At 63.1% G+C, this 15,576-nt stretch carries 14 protein-coding genes and 1 pseudogene; 6 read left to right on the top strand and 9 right to left on the bottom strand.

Translation table 11 applies throughout. The features are described from left to right. Window positions 1-62: 62 nt before the first annotated feature. The gene (locus V3C40_RS06590) at window positions 63-914 is read right to left on the bottom strand and encodes a phasin family protein (protein ID WP_331776940.1); all 852 of its coding nucleotides are present in this window, start codon (window positions 912-914) and stop codon (window positions 63-65) included. Between the two features lie 380 nt (window positions 915-1,294). Between V3C40_RS06590 and V3C40_RS06585 the strand changes: the two genes are divergently transcribed. Genes V3C40_RS06585 through V3C40_RS06575 form a run of 3 tightly spaced genes read left to right on the top strand, consistent with a single transcriptional unit; the run spans window position 1,295 to window position 3,645 of the window. Further along, complete coding sequence (locus V3C40_RS06585; RefSeq protein ID WP_072455583.1) at window positions 1,295-2,569, top strand: amidohydrolase family protein; 1,275 nt, start codon at window positions 1,295-1,297, stop codon at window positions 2,567-2,569. A 36-nt stretch (window positions 2,570-2,605) separates the two neighbouring features. Next, window positions 2,606-3,124, top strand: a complete 519-nt coding sequence (locus V3C40_RS06580; RefSeq protein ID WP_331776939.1) for a GNAT family N-acetyltransferase — start codon at window positions 2,606-2,608, stop codon at window positions 3,122-3,124. After that, window positions 3,121-3,645 carry a GNAT family N-acetyltransferase gene (locus tag V3C40_RS06575; RefSeq protein ID WP_331776938.1) on the top strand — a complete coding sequence of 175 codons (525 nt, stop codon included), beginning with the start codon at window positions 3,121-3,123 and terminating at the stop codon, window positions 3,643-3,645. The genes V3C40_RS06580 and V3C40_RS06575 overlap by 4 nt, the downstream gene beginning before the upstream one ends. On the opposite strand, the gene V3C40_RS06570 is transcribed toward V3C40_RS06575, so the two are convergent. The 8 genes and pseudogenes from V3C40_RS06570 to V3C40_RS06535 form a co-directional block, all read right to left on the bottom strand. Continuing rightward, window positions 3,642-4,565 (bottom strand): hypothetical protein, encoded by a 924-nt coding sequence (locus V3C40_RS06570; protein WP_331776937.1) that lies wholly within the window; start codon window positions 4,563-4,565, stop codon window positions 3,642-3,644. The two genes, V3C40_RS06575 and V3C40_RS06570, sit on opposite strands and share 4 nt — an antisense overlap. A gap of 25 nt (window positions 4,566-4,590) precedes the next feature. Next, window positions 4,591-4,761: pseudogene (locus V3C40_RS06565) on the bottom strand (IS110 family transposase); the annotation flags it as partial. A 101-nt stretch (window positions 4,762-4,862) separates the two neighbouring features. Continuing rightward, window positions 4,863-6,110 carry an ROK family transcriptional regulator gene (locus tag V3C40_RS06560; RefSeq protein WP_219327761.1) on the bottom strand — a complete coding sequence of 416 codons (1,248 nt, stop codon included), beginning with the start codon at window positions 6,108-6,110 and terminating at the stop codon, window positions 4,863-4,865. Window positions 6,111-6,213: 103 nt separating this feature from the next. Then, window positions 6,214-8,841, bottom strand: coding sequence for a GH32 C-terminal domain-containing protein (locus V3C40_RS06555; RefSeq protein WP_331776936.1), 2,628 nt, complete (start codon window positions 8,839-8,841; stop codon window positions 6,214-6,216). A gap of 44 nt (window positions 8,842-8,885) precedes the next feature. Next, a complete protein-coding gene (locus V3C40_RS06550) occupies window positions 8,886-9,341 on the bottom strand; it encodes an RbsD/FucU family protein (RefSeq protein WP_331776935.1) in 456 nt (151 codons plus the stop codon). Continuing rightward, a complete protein-coding gene (locus V3C40_RS06545; protein WP_331776934.1) occupies window positions 9,334-10,131 on the bottom strand; it encodes an ATP-binding cassette domain-containing protein in 798 nt (265 codons plus the stop codon). The genes V3C40_RS06550 and V3C40_RS06545 overlap by 8 nt, the downstream gene beginning before the upstream one ends. Then, window positions 10,131-11,090, bottom strand: coding sequence for an ABC transporter permease (locus V3C40_RS06540; protein WP_046686049.1), 960 nt, complete (start codon window positions 11,088-11,090; stop codon window positions 10,131-10,133). Before V3C40_RS06540 ends, V3C40_RS06545 begins: the two co-directional genes overlap by 1 nt. Before the next feature lie 96 nt (window positions 11,091-11,186). Further along, on the bottom strand, window positions 11,187-12,179 hold the full coding sequence (locus V3C40_RS06535) for a sugar ABC transporter substrate-binding protein (RefSeq protein WP_331776933.1): 993 nt from the start codon (window positions 12,177-12,179) through the stop codon (window positions 11,187-11,189). Window positions 12,180-12,472: 293 nt separating this feature from the next. Between V3C40_RS06535 and V3C40_RS06530 the strand changes: the two genes are divergently transcribed. The 3 genes from V3C40_RS06530 to V3C40_RS06520 all read left to right on the top strand — a co-directional run bounded on the left by V3C40_RS06530 (window position 12,473) and on the right by V3C40_RS06520 (window position 15,569). Further along, entirely contained in the window at window positions 12,473-13,744 is a 1,272-nt protein-coding gene (locus V3C40_RS06530; RefSeq protein ID WP_070301390.1) for an ABC transporter substrate-binding protein, read from the top strand. A gap of 119 nt (window positions 13,745-13,863) precedes the next feature. Beyond that, window positions 13,864-14,754: a carbohydrate ABC transporter permease gene (locus tag V3C40_RS06525; RefSeq protein WP_058048862.1), complete on the top strand. Its 891-nt coding sequence runs from the start codon at window positions 13,864-13,866 to the stop codon at window positions 14,752-14,754. After that, entirely contained in the window at window positions 14,742-15,569 is an 828-nt protein-coding gene (locus V3C40_RS06520) for a carbohydrate ABC transporter permease (protein WP_319990861.1), read from the top strand. Before V3C40_RS06525 ends, V3C40_RS06520 begins: the two co-directional genes overlap by 13 nt. Window positions 15,570-15,576 lie beyond the last annotated feature (7 nt).

The raw sequence follows: 15,576 nt of genomic DNA, 5'->3' as shown, positions 1-15,576 counted from the left end.
ACGGGCACGCAAAAAACGGGCCGTAGCCCGTTGTTTTGCTGCGTCAGTGGTGCGCGCGAGGCTTACTTGCGGCCGCTGCCTTTAGCGCCGCCCAGCATGTCGAGCTGTTTCGATGGCGTGCCTTTGGGCGCGGCCTTGGCTGCCGGCTTGGCGGCTGGGGCAGGCGCGTGCTTGACGGCGGCCTTGGCCACGGTCTTGCCGGCGGCGCTGGCCGGTTTGCTCGAAGGAAATGGTTTTGCGGCAGGCTTGGCCGGTGCTGGTGCGGCGGCTTTCGCCGGCGCTGGTGCTGGTGCGGCGGCGGGTGCGGGTTTGGCCGCTTCCGGCTTGGCTGCCGGTTTGGCTTCCACCGCTTTCACTGCCGGCTTGTCGGCGGCCTTCTCGGCAACCTTGGCAGGCGCTGCTGCTGGTTTGGCTGCCGGCGCGGCGGCAGGCTTGGCTACTTCGGCAGGCTTGGCGGCAACGGGCGCAGGTGCCGCTGCTGGCGCTGGTGCAGGCACAGCGGCAGGCGCGGCAGCAGGCGCAGGTACAGCTGCCAGCGCTGGCTTGGCTGCGGCAGGAGCGGGTGCGGCGACAGGCGCGGCTTCATCGAGGCGTGCCTTGGCCGAGGCCAGCAATTCCGCCTGGGTGCTCGAGGCGATGCCGAACAGCTGGCGGCTGTAGGCCAGCACGCTTTCGATGTTCGGCTGCGCCTGGCTGCTGCTGTAGCTGAAGAAGTCGCGCGGGTCCTGCGTTTCCAGCAGGTGCTGGGCCGTCTCCGCCGTTTGCGAGATGGCGGCCTTGCCCGCGTTCAGGTTCAGCGCGATGATTTTCTCGGCGCTTTCAAAGACTTTGCTGGTGAGGGTGCTGAAGATTTGCAGCTGGCTTTCCAGTTGCGACTTGGCGGCGCTGGAAAATTGTTCAGGAAGCGGAAACATATTTACTCCTTTGTACGGATTAAAATGCTGGCAAAACGCTCTGCAAAATCCCGAAAACCAGAGTTGGCCGCGTTTTGTAAAGTAGGTAGCGTGCTAAACAGCTGATCATAGGCTTTTTATGATGCAACGCAATATGAATATTCTAGCGGTGATTCAAGTTAGTTGAAAGCTATTTTCTCAAGGGCGTGTGCCGTGTGCTTCCCCTATTGGTGCGCCTGGCAGCATTTGTCACAAGTTTGCGCGGGCGCAAAGCGTTGCCAAGGAAACTATGGCTACGCTTTTGCCAGTGACTGTATTCTTGCACTGCAACATGCTTGAAAAGATACGATGGCAATGCACTCGAAACACCAGGTACCGTAGTCAACCGAAGGAGTGTCCGCATGGACCTAGTCATCCGCAATGCCAGCCTGCCCGACGGGCGCTGCGCCATCGATATCGCCATCGAGGGCGGCCGCATCGCCGCCGTCGGCACCGCCTTGCCCGTGACGGGCGCGCAAGAGATCGACGCCGCCGGCGACCTCGTCACGCCGCCCTTCGTCGATGCCCACTTCCACATGGACGCCACGCTCAGCTATGGCTTGCCGCGCGTGAACGCCTCTGGCACCCTGCTCGAAGGCATCGCCCTGTGGGGCGAGCTGAAGCCGCAATTGACGCAGCAGGCGCTGGTGGACCGCGCCCTGCAGTATTGCGACTGGGCCGTGGCGCGCGGCTTGCTGGCCATCCGCTCGCACGTCGATATCTGCGACCCGCGCCTGCTGGCCGTCGAAGCGCTGCTCGACGTCAAGCGGCAAGTCGCGCCATATCTCGATTTGCAGCTGGTGGCGTTCCCGCAGGACGGCATCCTGCGCAGCCCCGGTGCCTTCGACAATCTGAAGCGCGCGATCGCCATGGGCGTCGACGTGGTGGGCGGCATCCCGCATTTCGAGCGCACCATGGCGGACGGCGCGGAATCCGTGCGCCTGCTGTGCGAATTCGCCTGCGAGCGGGGGCTGATGGTCGACATGCATTGCGACGAGTCGGACGACCCGCTGTCGCGCCACATCGAAACCCTGGCCTTCCACAGCCAGCGCCTTGGCATGCAGGGCAGGGTGACGGGATCGCACCTGACGTCCATGCATTCGATGGACAATTATTATGTGAGCAAACTGCTGCCGCTGATCCGCGAGGCAGGCGTGGCGGCCATCGCCAATCCCCTCATCAACATCACCTTGCAGGCACGCCACGATACGTATCCGAAGCGGCGCGGCATGACGCGCGTGCCCGAGATGCTGGCCGCCGGCATCCCCGTCGCCTTTGGCCACGACTGCGTGATGGACCCGTGGTACAGCCTCGGTTCGGGCGACATGCTGGAAGTGGCGCACATGGGTTTGCACGTGGCGCAGATGACGGGCCAGCAAGCGATGCACGACTGCTTCCTGGCCGTGACGGAAACGCCGGCGCGCATCCTGGGCCTCGATGGCTACGGCATTGCGCCCGGCTGCCATGCGGATTTGCTGATCCTCGATTGCGGCAGTACCGTGGAAGCGCTGCGCCTGCGCGCGGCGCGGCGCCTGGTGCTGCGGCGCGGGAAAATCGTCAGCGAAGCGCCGCGCGCGCAATCGCGCCTGCACTTGCCGGGGCGCCCTGACAGCGTGAACTTCCGCCTGGGCCGCTGATACAATCAGCCATCACTTGTTATCGGGAGCACCGACTTGAAAGAAATTGATATCCGCCCGGCCAGCGAAGCCGATTTCGACGCCATGTGGCCGATCTTCCAGACCCTGGTGGCCGGCGGCGACACGTATTCCTTCCCCGCCGATACCACGCGCGAAGCATGCCACGCCTACTGGTTCGGCCCCGGCGTACAAAGCTTTGTCGCCACCATGGGCGCGGAGCGCCTGCTGGGCATGTACAAGTTGGTGGCGAATCAGCCTGGCCATGGATCGCACGTGGCCAATGCCTCGTTCATGGTCGACCCGGCCGCGCAGGGCGTGGGCGTGGGCCGCCTGCTGGGCGTGCACTGCATGGAAGAAGCGCGCCGCGCGGGCTACCTGGCGATGCAGTTCAACTTCGTCGTCAGCACCAACCTGGCCGCCGTCACCTTGTGGAAAAAACTGGGCTTCACGGTGGTCGCCACCTTGCCGCTGGCCTACCGCCACGCGCAGCTCGGCTATGTCGACGCCTACGTGATGTACCAGCTGCTGACCGACCCGATGCAGTGGCCGGCATGAGCGGCGCCGTCACCGTGATCGAGACGCCCCGCCTGCGTCTGCGTACCGCCAGCGTCGATGACGCGGCGTTTTTCCTCGGGCTGGTGAACGAGCCGACCTGGCTGGCGACCATCGGCGACCGTCAGATCCATACCGTGGACGCGGCGCGCGCGGCGCTGGAAACGGGCCCGATCGCGCAGCAGCAGGAACTCGGCTACTCTTTCTATATCGTCGAGCACCGCGTTGACAACGTGGCGATCGGCATGTGCGGCCTGATCAAGCGCGCCACCATGCCGGGTCCCGATATCGGCTACGCGCTGCTGCCCGCGTATTGCGGCCAGGGCCTGGCCTGGGAGGCTGCAGCTAGCGTGCTGCGCCATGCGCGCGACGTGCTGTGCCTGCCGGCCGTATATGGCCTCGTGTCGCCGCAGAACCAGCCTTCGATCAACTTGATCAACAAGCTCGGTTTGCGCTTCGAACGCTTTTCGCGCCAGCCCATCGTCGGCAAGGACATCAATATCTATCGCAAGAGTTTTTCTTAGTCAATTCTCAGGCAACGCGTCCAAGTCGAACCATCGAACTGCATGACATCCTTGGCTCCGATGGACCACATGATGCCGTCGGCCGCGCTCAGGTGATAACAGGTCAGCGGAACGTCGTCGCCGAAGTCGACGGGCCTGAGCTTGCCGTCCTCGAGCCGGTAGACGCAATGGGTGGAAGACACATAAAGCTGTCCATCGAACACCTCCATGCCCCAGAGGTCTTCCTGCGTGCTTTCATGTTCGATCATTTCCCATTGGTCATGGCGTCCGCGTAGCAAGGTGCCCAGCTGTCCGCAGGCGTAGACAAAGCCATCGGGTGCGCAGCGAACCTTGTGGAGAGCGAGCTGGGTCGGGCTGTTCTGCCGGGTGAAGAGGGCGCCGTCGAATTGCCAGATTTCGCCTTCCCAGCCGACAGTGTAGATTTCCTGTTCGCTGTAGCCATCGATGGATTCGAAGCTGGTGTCGGTGATCGGGGTGTCACCGACCTGGGTGCTCTGGTCGATGCATCGCCACTGGTCTTCGCCTTCGCGCACATAGGCCTGCCGGCAGGTGCCCACGGCATAGGCCCGACCGTTGGCGATGCCGCGGATTTCACGCAGAGGGCCGCGTTTTTTGGGGTCTACGCCGCAGCTGGCAATGGATTCTTCCAGTACAGTGCCGCCACCACTGGCTTCTACTGACCCATCGGTCCCCAGCGCCAGGTAACGTTCGGCCGGCACATGGCAGACTGTTCCGGAACAGGCGAGCCATGGCACTGTGCCGGCGCCCCAGGTTCCACAATCCAGAGAAATCAGTAACGAACCAGTGTAACCCTCGCTGATAGAGAGGTCGTCCGTGGTAATCAAATAGCCGAGGTCTGAGTAGCGAACGACTCCGGTACCAATGCTGAGTCCGCTGAATCGCGGGTCTCGAAAGTCCATGTTGGTCTCCTGATATGAGTAATTAAGTTCTTGCTTTCACGAAACCTTGACGGACTCGGTGGCGTGACAGCACCGCGTCCGTCTTGATCGGTACAAACCGCATGCCGGGCCGGGTCACCGCTTCGCAGATCGCTTGCGCATCGGCAGCATTGTTCGTCTTGACGTGCGGCTTGACGAATTGCGGCGCCATCAGCTTCCATCTTCATGGTAGCCGCTTCTTTCGTTTGGAGCCGGATACGCCCCCTGTTTGGGCACCTCAATACCGTTTGAAGGAGGGCGTCCGGTCCATTAGAACATTTACTTGAGGAACAGGTCCCGGTCCGGTGCGAAATGCGCGTACAGGGGCAGGAAGGCGCCGCCGACGGCGCGCGCGTCGGAGCCGACGGTGCCGCCGAGCACCTGCGGCCGGGCGATGCCCTCCCAGCTATAGCATTCCAGCGCGCGCTCGACCTGGGCCAGCAATTGTTCGAGCAGGCCGCGGTCGAAGGAGCCGTCGATAATCACCCCCTCCAGGTCGAGCAGGCAGGTGGCGCTGGTGATGCTCAGCGCGATGGCCCGCGCCGCGTCGTCGAGCCAGGCCGCGGTGTGCGTGACGAACGGTTCCTGCAGCGCGCGCCCGTCGTGGGCGGCGGCCGGGTCCAGCCCGGCCAGGGTGTACAACTGCTCGAGGTTGAACAGGGAAGCGTCGCCCAGCAACTGGCCCGGCGGGTTCCTGGCGCCGGCCGTGGCCATGCCGAGCGGCAAGGAGCCGACCGCGCCGGCGTTGCCGTGCAGGCCGCTGTGCAAATGGCTGTTGATGACCAGGCCGCCACCGATGAAGATGTCGACGAAGATGTACAGGAAGTTCTTGATGCTGCGCCCGCGCCCCAGCACCAGCTCGGCGACGCAGGCGGCGGCCGTATCCTTGGCGAACTCGACCGGCAACGCCGTCATCGCCTGCACGCGCTGGCCGATGTCGATGCTGTCCCACGCGTTGGCCTGCTCCGGCGCCATCTCGAGCAGATTCTGCCAGCCGCCCAAGCCCAGCGGCGCGGCGATGCCGACGCCGCACAGGCGCGGCAGCAACTTCGGTCCCAGCAGCACGGCCATGCTTTTCAGCGCCGACTCGATCTGGCCGAACACGGTGTCGGGGACGGGAAAGGAGTAGGGGAACGACAGGCGCTCGCGCGTCTTGCCGACGAAATCGACCAGCAACACGTCGAGGCTGCGCCGGCCGATCTTGATGCCGATCGAGAAGGCGCCGTCCGGATTGAGCATGATGGGCACCGACGGCTGGCCGACCTTGCCGCGCACGGGCGCGCGCTTGCTGACCAGGCCGTCGTCCAGCAGGCGGTTGATGATCAGGGAAACCGTTTGCGTGCTCAGATTGGTCAGCCGGGCCAGGTCGGCCTTCGGCATGCTGCCGTGCAAGCGTACGGCCTGCAGCACCACCCGCTCGTTGAACTGGCTCATGCCCATCTGGTTCGAGCCGCGCGGCTGCAGCCATGGAACATCGTCGATGGCTGCTTGCGGCGCGCACGCCTCTTCGGTAAAGCTGTCTGACATGGCGGGGCGGGTCCGGTTTCTACAGGCGTAAAAGAAGGACATTTTATTACATATCCACCGCCCCGCCAGTGAAGCTCCAGATGGCTGGAGCTTCCGTGCAGCTTTAGCGCTTGGCCCAGATCGACTTCAAAGGCCAGATGGTCAGCTCTTTCAGTGTTGCCGCGCCGCCCACGGCGAACAGCGCGACACCGTTGCTGGACGGTTGCGGAAAGATCTGGTCGGTCAACACCACCTCGTTGCCCGCAAATACCATTACCGACGAGGTATCGACCACGATGCGCAGGTCCACCGTGCCGGTGCGCAGCGGCAGCGGGGCGGTATGACGGGCGGCAAAGCTGGCGTTGAAGCTGGCGTCGCCCGATTTGCTGCGGTCGATGTAGACCTCGCCCGCTACCGCGTCATAGCCGATGACGGTTTCTTCTCCATTCGTGCCGGTGCGCACCTTCAGGCCAAAACCGGTGGCACTGCCCGGCTGGAATTTGGCCACGATGTCCAGGGCCTGACCCGGGACGGGGGCGATATCGAGTGCTTGCACGCCGGCGGCCACGGAACGGTCCTGGGCGCTGTACAGCGCTTTGCTGCGCAGTGTGCTGAAGTTGTCCACCGGCTGCTGCACCAGCCGCGCCTGGCCGGCTATGGTGCGCAGCGTGAATTCCCGGGCGAAGGTCTGCGCGCTGCGCCATGGGGTGGTGGGCGTGTTGCCTGCGTAGTCCCAGTTGCTCATCCAGCCCAGGCCGATGCGCTTGCCATCGGGTATGCCGTTCCAGGTCACGGCGGCATAGAAGTCGGCGCCGTAGTCGAGCCAGTTGGCTTCCTCTTTGGCGCTGTCCGAAAAGACGATATGGTCGACCAGGATATGGCCCCAGCCGCCCGTGTTTTTGTCGACCACCTGGATCTGCGCGCTCTTGCCCCGGTAGGCGTCCACGTTCCAGCTGCGCCAGTTCAGAGTTTCGGCATTGGCGCCGGTTGCGCTTTTGACCACCTGGCCGTTGACCAGCAGGTTGACCGTCGTTTCATCGCTGACGGGCTTGGCCGGCTGGTCCGATGCCTCGAACACGTCGGCAAGAATGTGTCCCCAGGCGCCGTCGTTGTCGTCGATGATGACGATCTGGGCCTGCTGTCCGGCGAACTCGCGCACGTCCCAGTTTGTCCAGTTCAGTTCGGAGTCCGCTCCGGTGGCGCTGCGCACCACCTTGCCGTTGACCTTGAGCACTACCGCCACAGGATTCGGGCTGTCATAGGGATGGTTGCCGCCCCCGACGAGGAAGTTGATATAGGCCCTGGAAATGGTGAAGGTGGGCGACGTCAGGCTGCCCTTGGGCGTGTCGCCGGCACCGAAGAAGGAATTGAACACACCCGCGCCCAGCTTGCCGGCTGCCGCTTGCCTATCGGCGTCGCTTCCTGCGGCAACCCTTTGCCCCACCAGGTCGCCGGCGGGCGTCCAGCCCAGGTCGGCGTAGGTGGCATTGGCCGGGCCTTCAAAACCGGCGCCCGGGAACAGCAAGGATCCCGCAGGCACCGTGCCGTCGCCCGCACCGGCCAGACGCGGATGGCGCCCGCCGCCGACCATCAGATTGATGTACTTGTTGGACACGGTAAAGGCGGGTGAGGTGAGCGTGCCTGTGGCGCCGTCATCCTTGCCCAGCCGGTAGGTGTCGAGCAACTGGCTGCCCTGGTTGTCGGCCACGCCATGCGAGGGGACCACGGGCGTCTTGCCCGCAAAGTCGCCCGTCGATGTCCAGCCGGTGGCATCGAAGCTGGCCGCTTCAAAGTCCTGGTAGACGGTGCCCGTGGGGGGCTTCTTGTCGATCACGCTGTTGGCATCGGCCACAAAGCGCGTGCCGTCGAATTTCCCCACAAAATAATGCGCCCCGGAACCGCCAGCCACCGAGCCGGGGTTGATGTTGATGTTCATCACCCATTTGCGTTTGCTGGCGTCGCCATCGACGGGCAGCTCGAAGAGGTCGGGACATTCCCAGATGCCACCGACGGCGTTGGCCGGGCCAAAGGCGCTCATGTAGGTCCAGTCGCGCAGGTTTTTGGACGAGAACAGCAGCGCCTGATGCTTCTCCGAGGCCACGGCAACCATGACCCATTTTTGCTCCGGTGCATACCAGAAGACTTTTGGATCGCGGAAATTTTGCCCTTCGGTTTCAAACGGCGCCGGTGGCGCGGCAATCACCGGGTTCGCGGCGTACTGCGTCCAGGTGCGTCCCCGGTCCAGGCTGTAGGCGATGGACTGGGACTGGGTGTTGGGGGCGAGCACCTGTCCGTTGGCCAGCGTTTTTCCTTGCGGGTACACACTGGTATAGATGGCCACCATGGCAGGCTTGCCGGCGCTGCCAAGGCCGCTGGTATTGTTGGTGTCGACCACCACGCTGCCGGAGAAGAACATTTGCGTGAGCTTGCCGCCAGCGTCTTTTTCGGCCGTCAGGGCGACGGGCAGCTCGTTCCAGTGCAGCAGGTCGGTGCTGACGGCGTGGCCCCAGGACATGTCGCCCCAGGTATTGCCGTTCGGGTTGTACTGGTAGAACAGGTGGTATTCGCCGTCGTGGTAGACCAGTCCGTTGGGATCGTTCAGCCAGTTTTTTGCGGCGGTGTACGAGAGCTGGGGACGGTAGGTTTCAAGGTGGCTGGACTGGGGCGGCCCGCTGGTGCTGTCGCTATCGCTGCCGCAGCCCACCAGCAGGGTGGCAAGGCAAGAGGCGAGAACAGTGAAGTGCTTTGACATGGTTGTCTCCTGATATTGTATGTTTTATTCCAGCTGCAAGTTCCTCAGCCCGCCAGCGGATCGCTGATCACACCCTTCTTGAACAGGAAATTGGCGTACGGCTGCATTTCGCCGGTCTGCACGATGGCGTAGGCGCCCTTGACGCGTTCGTAGAAGGCGAAGCGCTCGACCGCCTCGCATTGTTCCGGCGTGGCGGCGCCGGTGGCGGCGATCTGCTCGAGCATGGTGCGTTGCAGCGCCGACAGGTAGCCGTCGGCGGTGTTGCATACCTTCATGAAGGCGACCGGCTGGTCCACCATGGCGTCGAGCGGAAACACCGACAGCAGCGCCGCGCTGGCGCGCTGGAGGTCGATGCCGGGCAGGCGCACGAGCGGCTTGCCCTGGCCCAGGGTCTGGCTGGTGAAGTTGGCGTCGACCAGCACGATTTCCTCGCCATGCCCCATTTCGCACAGGATCTTCAGCAATTCCGGGCTGAGCAGTGGATCGATTCCTTTAAGCATGAGCTTCCTCCGGGAAGTCTTCGGCGCTCTTGGCGCCCGTCATCACCGCCACGGTGTCGGACATGCTGATGTGCTTCGGGTTCAGCACGGCGACGCGCTTGCCCAGGCGCTGCACGTGGATGCGGTCGGCGATCTCGAACACGTGCGGCATATTGTGGCTGATCAGAATTACCGGCAGGCCACGGTCGCGCACATTGCGTATCAGTTCCAGTACCATATTGCCCTCCTTTACGCCGAGTGCGGCGGTTGGTTCATCGAGAATCACGACATGTTTGGCAAACGCCGTGCTGCGCGCCACGGCCACGCCCTGGCGCTGGCCGCCCGACAGGGTGCCGACGGCTTGCTTCATCGAGCGGATGCCGATTTTCAAATCGCGCATATGGGCTTCCGCCTCGGCCAGCATCCGCTTCTTGTCGATGCAGCGCAGGAAGCGCGACAACATGCCTTTGCGCAGCAGTTCACGGCCGAGAAACAGGTTCTCGGCGATCGTCATGGCTGGCGCCACGGCCAGGTCCTGGTACACCGTCTCGATGCCGTAGCGGCGGGCGTCGATCGGCGACTTCAGATGGATCGGCTTGCCGTCGAGCAGCATCTCGCCCTCGTCGGGCACGAGAGCGCCCGACAGGGCCTTGATCAGCGACGATTTGCCGGCGCCGTTGTCGCCGATCACGGCGAGTATTTCTCCCGGCAATAAATCGAAATCGGTGCCGTCGAGGGCGGTCACGCTGCCGTAGCGCTTGACCAGGCCGCGGGCCTGGAATACCGGTTGCACATGTGTCGTCATGTTCATCAACCTTTCTTGTGTGTCAGTTGATCGGTGGCCACGGCCAGGATGACCAGGATGCCCGTCACCAGGATCTGGTACACAGAGGACACGCCCATCAGGGTCAGGCCGTTGCGGAACACGCCGACGATCAGCACGCCGACGAGGGTGCCCATGATCGAACCACGTCCGCCGAACAGGCTGGTGCCGCCGAGCACGACGGCGGTGATGCTGTCGAGGTTGTCGGTCTGGCCGCCCTGCGGGTCACCCACGCCCATGCGCGCCACGGACATCAGCGCGGCGATGCCGTAGCACATCCCGGCGATCATGTAGACGCCCAGCAAAACTTTATTCGTGGCGATGCCGGTCAGACGGGCCGCCTCCGGATTGTTGCCGACGGCGTACAGGTGGCGGCCAGGCGCGGTCTCGCGCAGGTACAGCCAGGTCAGCACGTACATGCCCAGCATCAGCACGGTGCCGTAGGTGAAGGTGGCCTGGCCGAGCTGGAAGGTGTTGCCGAAAAATCCCATCGCTTCCGGCAGGCCGGTGACGGTCTGGGCTTGCGAATACAGCTGCGTGACGGCGAAGGCAATGTTCATCGTGCCCAGCGTGACGATAAACGCCGGCAGCTTGATCGAGGTCACCAGCGCGCCGTTGATGAAGCCGATCAGCACGGTGACGGCGATGCCGCACCCGATCGCGAGATAGGGGTTCATGCCGAGGTCGACGGCGAATTTGGTCATGATGACCGAGCCCAGGGCCATGGCCATGCCGCAGGACAGGTCGATGCCGGCGGTCAGGATGATCAGGGTCTGGCCGATGGCGATGATGCCGACGACCATGACTTGCTGCAAGATCAGGGAAAAATTCTGGCTGCTGAGGAAGCGGTCGCTTTGCGACGCAAAGAACACGCAGGCGGCGAGCAGGGCAATGACCGGGCCCAGTTTAGAGAGCGGCGGCATAAATGTCGGAACGGTGGAACGCATCTGTTATCCATATTCAAGAGGGGAAAAAGGAGGCGCGCAGGCGGCCGCGCGCCGGCAAGGCAGATCGCCTTGCCGAACGCGGCTGACTGCGTGGATTTATTTACCCCAGCAGGAGTTCAGGCCGAACGCCGTGTCGCGGCTCTCGACGCCCGCTTGCTGCTTGTCGCTGATCAGGGTGACGCCGGTATCGACGTAGCCGCTGGCCTTCTTCCCGTTCTTGGCGTACTCGACGCCGGCTTCGACGCCCAGGCCCGCCATGTTCAGCGGATACTGCTGCGAGGTCGCCGCGATGACACCGGCCTTGACGTCGCGCACGCCGGCGCAGCCGCCGTCGACCGAAACTATCATCACGTTCTTTTCCTTGCCCAGGGCCTTGAGCGCCTTGTAGGCGCCGGCGGCGGCCGGTTCGTTGATGGTGTACACGAGATTGATGTCGGGATTTTTCTGCAGGCAGTTTTCCATCGCCGTCTGACCCTTGCCCTGGTCGCCGAAGCTGTCGGCCATGCACACCACGTCGGCGGTTTTCGCCGGCCCGACCGTCTTGGCGCTGATGCCCGGCGCGCCATAGCCGGCCAGGAAACCGTTGTGGCGGGCTATCCCCACCGGATGGCCCGGGAACAGGTCCAGCATGGCGATCTTGACGGGCTTGCCGGCGAAGGCGGCCTTCGCGTATTGGCCGATCAGCAAGCCGGCCTTGTAGTTGTCGGTGGCGAACAGCGCGTCGGTGGCGTCCTGCGGCTCGGTCGGGCTGTCGAGGGCGATCACCAGCACGCCGGCCGCGCGCGCCTTCTTGATGGCCGGCACGATGGCTTTCGAATCGCTCGGGGTGATCATGATCGCCTTGGCACCGGCGGCCACCATGTTTTCAATCGCCGTCACCTGGCCGGCGTTGTCGCCGTCGGCGCGTCCGGCCGCCGTCAACAGCTTGGCGCCCTTCAGTTTCGCGCGTTGCTGCGCGCCTTCTTTCATCTTCACGAAGAAGGGGTTGGTATCGGTCTTGGTGATCAGGCCGACGATTGCTTCCTCGGCCATGGCGGCGCCGCCGGCTGCCGTCAGGACAGCCAGTGCGATGCATTGTTTGACGTTCATTGTGTTGTCTCCAGAATCTATTTATTTTTTACCGGGAGGCGATTGCCTCGGCCTGGGGGCGGCCGTCAATGCGGTGCCCGAGCCAAATATACGCCCGGCTAATTAATAAATCAAGCGGCTTTATATATTGTGTGTGGTAAAAAAGATCAGCCCATCGCGGCCGGCATGGATGCCGTTTTGCTGAAAAATAGTATTTGAAAACTCGCCGCTTTTGCAGTGGTGGCAGATGGGCTTTGTTTTTATAGTTGGCATACCGGTGGAAAACCGCCGGACTATAAAAATGGAGACGTGTTATGAAAATCATGACTGCTGTTGCATGGGGCACCCTCATGTCCGCCGGGTTTGCAGACGCCTCGGCGCAAAGCTGCTCGGTGCCCGTGATCAAGGTGCTGGCGCAAAAAAGCCTGGGCTTGACCGTGATGGAAAAGACCCTCGCCGAGTATGAAAAGAAAAGCGGCACCAAGGTACAAATTAGCTATTTCGGCGAAAACGACCGCCGCTCGAAAGCCCGCCTCGACGCTTCGACCAAGGCCGGCTCCTACCAGATCTATTACATCGACGAAGCCAACGTGGCCGAATTCGCCACGGCCGGCTGGGTCGTCCCCCTGCTCAAATACCTGCCCAAGGACGCCGATTACGACGACTTCCTGCCGGGCCGCCGCGCCGTCGCCTCGTACAAGGGCGTGGCGTATTTTGCGCCCCTGATCGGCGGCAGCGATTTCCTGTTCTACCGCCGCGACCTGCTGGAAAAGGCCGGCATCGCCGTGCCGAAGACGCTCGACGAACTGGTCGCTGCCGTCAAGAAAATGAATAATCCGCCGAATGTGTATGGCTGGGCGGCGCGGGGCCAGCGCGGCTCGGGCATGAATGTGTGGCGCTGGGCGCCGTTCATGCTGGCCGCCGGCGGCAAGTGGGAAAACAATGGCGTGCCGGCCTTCAATTCGCCGCAGGCCGTGAAAGCCACCACCCTGTACCGCGAGCTGTTCAAGTATTCGCCGCCGGGAGGTGCCACCTACGACTGGAGCAATGCGCTCGAAGCATTCAGGTCGGGCAAGGTGGCGTTCATGATCGAGTCGACGCCGTTTGCCGACTGGATGGAAGACCCGAAAAAATCCTCGGTGGTCGACAAGGTCGGCTATGTGCGTCCGCCAGCGCCGCTGCCATCGGCCGCGTATGGCCACGGCCTGGCCATTTCCGCCACGGGCGCGAAAGATGAATGCACGCGCCAGGCGGCCGGCAAGTTCATCGCCTTCGCCACGGGCAAGGAGCAGGAGCAGGCGCGCCTGAAGGACAACGTCTTCAGCGACTACAACCGCACCAGCACCATCAACAGCGACTACTTCCGCAAGCACGTCAAGCCGCAGATCCAGGCGGGCCTGACGGACACCACGCCCGTCTCGCGCGTCACCATCTGGCCCAGCCCCGAGTGGCCGGACATTGGCGACAACCTGGGCGTAGTCTTGGAGGAAGTGTTTACGGGCACGCGCGGCGACGTGCAAAGCGCGCTCGATGAGGCGAATGAGTATGCGACCGAGGTGATGCAACGGGCTAAGAAACGTCAGTAAGCCCGTATCGCCGACGACTCCGCTAGCTTAAATCAGGGGTCAGACCCGGCGGGTCTGACCCCAGCTCTTGCTTTTGGGGTAAAGCCAGCGCTTGCATCTTCACGTCTGAAAGCCATCCTATGCCACACACCATCCATAAAAAACGCCACACCTGGCTGCCGGCCGTCTTCCTGACCTTGCCGCTGCTGGTCCTGCTGGTACTGGGCCTGGTGCCCAGCATCGCCGCCATCAACCTGGCCCTGCAAAATCGCGTGCTGCGCTACAGCGACAGCGATTACGTCGGCTTTGCCAATTTTCTCCGCCTGTTCGGCGACCGCCGCTTCGTCAATGCCGTGCAGGTGTCGGCCATCTGGGAAGTGGTGACTGTGGCCGGCTCGCTGATCGTCGGCGTGCTGCTGGCCGTGTTCTTGTTCGAGAAGGTGAAGGGACGCACGCGTGACATCATCGCGCTGCTCTTGATCGTGCCCGTGCTGCTGCCGCGCGTGTCGGCCGCCTTCATCTGGAAGTTCATGTATTCGCCATTGATGGGCATCCTCAACTGGATGCTCGAATGCGTTGGCCTGGGCGGCACGGCCCTGCTGTCCGATCCCGCCACCGCCCTGTACGCGGTGGCCTTGGTCGACATCTGGCAGTGGGGCCTGTTCTTCGGCGCCGTCATCCTGAAGCTGCTGGAAACTCTGCCCGGCGAACCGCTGGAAGCGGCGCGCCTCGACTACGCCAGCACGCTCCAGGTGTATGCCTACATCGCACTGCCCATGCTGAAGGTACCCATCATGAGCCTCGTCTTCATCAAGATGGTCGAGTCGCTGCGCTCGTTCGACCTGATCTACGTGATGACCAAGGGCGGCCCCGGCATCTCCACCGAAACCCTGGACATGTACGCGTATGCGCAGGGCATCGGCTTGATGGGCAAGGTGTCGTACGCGTCCAGCATGGCCGTGCTGATGATGCTGGCCACGACAGTAATATTCACCCTGCTCTGGAAGCGAGTCGCCAAATGGGAAAACTGACTATCCGGCGCGGTGTGGACCATGCCGCCACCACCGCCATTACTACCGCGATTATCCTCGTGGCGCTGTTCCCCATCCTGTGGGCCGTGCTCAACTCCTTCAAGGAGCTGATGGACATCGTCACGCCCGTGCCCCGCTTTTTCTTCAGCCCGACCCTGGCCAATTACAAGCAGGTGCTGGCCAGCCCCGAAGTGCTGACGGGACTGGGCAACAGCGTGGCCATCGTCGGCGTCGCCGTGCTGCTGGGGGCTGTGCTGGGCGTGCCGGCCGCGTATGCGATCGCCCGCTATCCGATCCCGGCCAAGAAGGATATCCAGTTCTTCCTGCTGTCGCTGCGCTTTTTGCCACCTGTCGCCGTCGCCATTCCCTTGATCTCGATCTGGATCGACCTGGGCCTGTACGACTCGCGCCTGTCGATGGTGGTGACGTATCTGCTGGTGACCCTGTCGACCATCATCTGGCTATCGATTCCCGCGTTTGCCCGCATTCCGAAAGAGATCGAGGAAGCGGCCGCGCTCGACGGCTACGGCCCTTACCAGGTGTTCTGGTACGTGGCCCTGCCGGTGGCCTCGAAAACCCTGATGGGCGGCATCGTCTTCAGCTTCGTGCTGGTCTGGAATGAACTGATGATCGCGCTGGCGCTCACCTCGTCGAAAAGCATGACCCTGCCCGTGGTGGCGTCGGCCTTTACCTCGATGGGCCAGGAAGTGCCGTGGGGCGTGGTGAACGCTTCCACCGTGCTGCTGGCGCTGCCGCCGCTGCTGTTCGTCGGCATCCTGGGACGGCTGCTCAACTCCATGCTCAAACATAAATAAGGAAACC

It is taken from the genome of Janthinobacterium sp. LS2A, from assembly GCF_036543145.1.
Classification (GTDB): domain Bacteria; phylum Pseudomonadota; class Gammaproteobacteria; order Burkholderiales; family Burkholderiaceae_D; genus Janthinobacterium; species Janthinobacterium aestuarii.
The sequence above is the reverse complement of the archived record's forward strand: the minus strand, read 5'-3'. Positions and strand labels throughout refer to the sequence as shown.

Coding starts and splice junctions, on each gene's coding strand:
- V3C40_RS06535 (WP_331776933.1), bottom strand. CDS start 12,179: ATGAACGTCAAACAATGCATCGCACTGGCTGTCCTGACGGCAGCCGGC.
- V3C40_RS06545 (WP_331776934.1), bottom strand. CDS start 10,131: ATGAACATGACGACACATGTGCAACCGGTATTCCAGGCCCGCGGCCTG.
- V3C40_RS06555 (WP_331776936.1), bottom strand. CDS start 8,841: ATGTCAAAGCACTTCACTGTTCTCGCCTCTTGCCTTGCCACCCTGCTG.
- V3C40_RS06540 (WP_046686049.1), bottom strand. CDS start 11,090: ATGCGTTCCACCGTTCCGACATTTATGCCGCCGCTCTCTAAACTGGGC.
- V3C40_RS06575 (WP_331776938.1), top strand. CDS start 3,121: ATGAGCGGCGCCGTCACCGTGATCGAGACGCCCCGCCTGCGTCTGCGT.
- V3C40_RS06520 (WP_319990861.1), top strand. CDS start 14,742: ATGGGAAAACTGACTATCCGGCGCGGTGTGGACCATGCCGCCACCACC.
- V3C40_RS06530 (WP_070301390.1), top strand. CDS start 12,473: ATGAAAATCATGACTGCTGTTGCATGGGGCACCCTCATGTCCGCCGGG.
- V3C40_RS06590 (WP_331776940.1), bottom strand. CDS start 914: ATGTTTCCGCTTCCTGAACAATTTTCCAGCGCCGCCAAGTCGCAACTG.
- V3C40_RS06550 (WP_331776935.1), bottom strand. CDS start 9,341: ATGCTTAAAGGAATCGATCCACTGCTCAGCCCGGAATTGCTGAAGATC.
- V3C40_RS06585 (WP_072455583.1), top strand. CDS start 1,295: ATGGACCTAGTCATCCGCAATGCCAGCCTGCCCGACGGGCGCTGCGCC.
- V3C40_RS06560 (WP_219327761.1), bottom strand. CDS start 6,110: ATGTCAGACAGCTTTACCGAAGAGGCGTGCGCGCCGCAAGCAGCCATC.
- V3C40_RS06525 (WP_058048862.1), top strand. CDS start 13,864: ATGCCACACACCATCCATAAAAAACGCCACACCTGGCTGCCGGCCGTC.
- V3C40_RS06570 (WP_331776937.1), bottom strand. CDS start 4,565: ATGGACTTTCGAGACCCGCGATTCAGCGGACTCAGCATTGGTACCGGA.